At 71.1% G+C, this 3,067-nt stretch carries 3 protein-coding genes; 1 reads left to right on the top strand and 2 read right to left on the bottom strand.

Translation table 11 applies throughout. From position 1 onward, the window contains the following. Positions 1–235: 235 nt before the first annotated feature. Complete coding sequence (locus E1286_RS46780; protein WP_132623802.1) at positions 236–727, bottom strand: hypothetical protein; 492 nt, start codon at positions 725–727, stop codon at positions 236–238. A 100-nt stretch (positions 728–827) separates the two neighbouring features. Here E1286_RS46780 and E1286_RS46775 point away from each other — a divergent pair, with 100 nt between their 5' ends. Continuing rightward, the gene (locus E1286_RS46775) at positions 828–1,895 is read left to right on the top strand and encodes a WS/DGAT domain-containing protein (protein WP_246075760.1); all 1,068 of its coding nucleotides are present in this window, start codon (positions 828–830) and stop codon (positions 1,893–1,895) included. Here E1286_RS46775 and E1286_RS46770 read toward each other — a convergent pair. Then, a complete protein-coding gene (locus E1286_RS46770) occupies positions 1,833–2,378 on the bottom strand; it encodes a TetR/AcrR family transcriptional regulator (protein ID WP_246075758.1) in 546 nt (181 codons plus the stop codon). The two genes, E1286_RS46775 and E1286_RS46770, sit on opposite strands and share 63 nt — an antisense overlap. Positions 2,379–3,067: the final 689 nt, after the last annotated feature.

Genomic DNA, 3,067 nt, shown 5'->3' with positions numbered 1-3,067 from the left:
CCTCCCAGCCGACCACCTCCGCGACCTCGCTCACCACGCCCGTCTCCACCTCCGCCCGAACGCCGGCCCCTCCCCCGGTCCGGCGACCGGACGCCGTCACCCCCGTTTCACAGGCGGGCGTCTCTCCCGCTGCTTCGCAGACGGATGTCTCTGTCGGTGCTTCGCAGGCAAGCGCCCCGTCCCTTGTTTCGGAGGCGGGGGTTTCTTCCACCGTTTCGGGGGCCGATGTCAGCTCCTACGACTCGCCAGCAGGTGCCGCTTCCTCCGGCTCCCAGGCGACGGCCACCGTGTCCGTCGCCCGAAGCCCGCAGGGTTCCGCCTCTTCTCCATCGACTCGCGTCACCGCACCCGTTCCGGCCGACCCCAGCAGGACAGACATAACCTCATTCGTCCCGATTGACGCCGAGGCGTCGCACACCACCTCCGCGTCCCTACCAGCCGGCGCACACACGGCCGACATCTCTGTCCTTCCGGTCCGCACCGACGTCCTTCCGGTCCGCACCGACGTCCCGCCGAACGGCACCGCCGCCGCTGCCAGGTCAGTCGATCTTCGGACGATCGACAGCGCGACCGTGTCGACCGGCTTTCGGAGGAGCGGCGCCACCGCCACCCACACCTCCATCGACGCCCCATTGAACGACGCCACCGCCGGTTCCGTCCTGGCCGACGCCCGCACCGCCGATGACACCGCCGCGCCCGTTCCGGCGGACGGCGGGGTAGCCGACATTGCCGCTCCTCCCCTGACGGAGGGGGCGGGGACGGGCTGCGCTGACGATGGTGGTGCTGACGTTGGTGGTGCTGACGTTGGTGGTGTTGCCGAGGGTTGCGTGGCCGCCGTCGAGTCGGGCGCGGACTGCGGGCGGGGCGGCGAAGGGGAGATCGTTCCCGTGGACCGGCGGCGGGAGAAGCGTGGGGACGGCGGTGGTGATGGCGGGCCCGGATTGCTGGGGATGCTGGCAGGGGCGGCAGCGCGGACGGTGACGCACCCCGTCACGGCGGTACGGTCTGTCGTCAGGGCGGCCGGTGACCTGGATGCCATCCCGCTGTTCGGCGGCGTGCCGGGCGCGAAGCTGATCGCCAAGGCGGTCCGGATGGTGTCCGGCGAGCGCCACGACCGTCCGGAGATGCCCCGTCTCACCGCGCCTCGCACCCCGTTCAACGGGCCGATCAGCGGCCGGCGGCACCTGTCGTTCGGGTCCCTGTCGCTGAAGGACGTCAAGAAGATCGCCAAGGCCAACGGCATCAGCGTGAACGACGTCGTCATGACGCTGTGCACGTCGGCGCTGCGCTCGTGGTTGCGTGAGCGCGACGCGCTGCCCGAGGCGCCGCTGGTCGTGGCGGTCCCGGTCGCGGTGCGTACGGGCGCGGCCAAGGACGTGGTCGGCAACCAGATCTCGGCCATGGTGGCCCCGCTGCCCACGAACGTCGACGATCCCGGCGAGCGCCTGCAGGCCGTCGGTGACGCCATGGCCAGGGCGAAACGGCGCTTCGCCCTCTCGCCGGCGACGTGGCCGAGCGAGCTGTGCTCGATGCTGCCCGCCCCCGTCACGAGCCTGGCGACCCCGGCGATCTTCCGGCTGGCGGGGGTGGCGTTCCCGCCCATCAACCTGATCATCAGCAACGTGCCCGGGCCGCAGTTCCCGCTGTACCTGTGCGGGGGCAGGCTGCTGTCGTACTACCCGCTGTCGGTGCTGACCGACCTGAGCGGCGGCCTGAGCATCACCTGCTTCTCGTACGACGGCATGATCGACTTCGGCCTCGTCGCCTGCCCCGAGCGGGTGGACGACGTGTGGAGCCTGGTCGACCACCTGCGTACGGCGCTCGACGAGCTGCTAGACGAGCGAGTGGGCGACGAGTTCCGCGACGGCCTCGGGATCGATCTGGTGGCCGGTTAGCTGGCAGAGGTTCTCCTGGTAGAGCAGGATGGCCGCGAACGTGGCCGCCGCCACCTCCAGCCTGGCCGCGTCGCCGCGCGCACCGAGCAGGGCCAGACCGAGCGCGAAACGGGCCCTCCTGACCAGCTCGCTGTTGAGCCGCGTGAGTCGTTCCTTCACGGAGCCGTGCGTGTCCGCCTCACGGAACAGGATGCGCCGCATCGCCGGTGAGGCCCGCAGCGGCAGCCCGTGCGCCAGCCGGCACAGCGTGCCGCGCAGGTCACCGGGCACCGCATCGACCTCGCGGTCCTCCTCGACATGCGTGCGTTCGTCGACCAGGGCCACCAGGAGGTCGATCTTGCGCGGGAAATAGTCGAAGATCAGGTCATTACGGACCTTCGCCAGCTTGGCGATGACCGCGGTCGGGGTGGCCTCGAAGCCGCGGCCGGCGAAAAGCTCCTCCGCCGCGTCCAGGATGCGCGTGCGCGCGTCACCGATCACCACGGCTCGAACCATAGCGCCACCTGCGACTTCATCGCCAGACCACGACGCGACAGCTCTCCGCCGCGTCGCTCTTCCGCCCGCGAGGTCAGGCATCCCCGCGATCAGAAGCGGCCGCAAGGAGGGCTGGAGGCCCTCGGTATGCCTCGGAGACAGCGTCGGGGCGGCCGGGACCGTTCCCGGCGCGGAGCGAGGGACGTGATTCGACCCCGGGGCCATCTCGGCTAGGGGCCAGGCGGCGATCATGCAGGTAGGTGACTCGGGGTACGGGGCCTCGGCAGGGCTGAACAGAAGGGCCAGGGTGGCGATCATACGGGCATGTGCGGGGGTGAGCGACTTTCGTGGCGGGCGATGTCGATCTTCAGGCCTCCATCATGACTGCCGCGCGGCTTCGGCCGGCGCAGCGCGATCGCCACTTCCTTCGCGGCCTAGACCTCCTGCCGGTTCGGCCTGGTGGCTCCGGCCACCGCTTCCGCAGCTCCTCCGCTCGCGAGGCCCGCTCACCGGTTCCCGCACGACTCCGGACCACGGGGTGCCGGTTCCGCACGCCTTCCGCCTGGAGCCCCCAGCCCGCTCCGCACCTCTTCCGGCTCGCGAGGCCCGCTCACCGGTTCCCGCACGACTCCGGACCAGGGGGTGCCGGTTCCCGTGTGGGCTGGGGCTGAGGCTCAGGTGCCGGTCGGGGGGTGGGA

The sequence above is a fragment of the Nonomuraea terrae genome (genome assembly GCF_004348995.1).
Taxonomy (GTDB): Bacteria; Actinomycetota; Actinomycetes; order Streptosporangiales; family Streptosporangiaceae; genus Nonomuraea; species Nonomuraea terrae.
The sequence above is the reverse complement of the archived record's forward strand: the minus strand, read 5'-3'. Positions and strand labels throughout refer to the sequence as shown.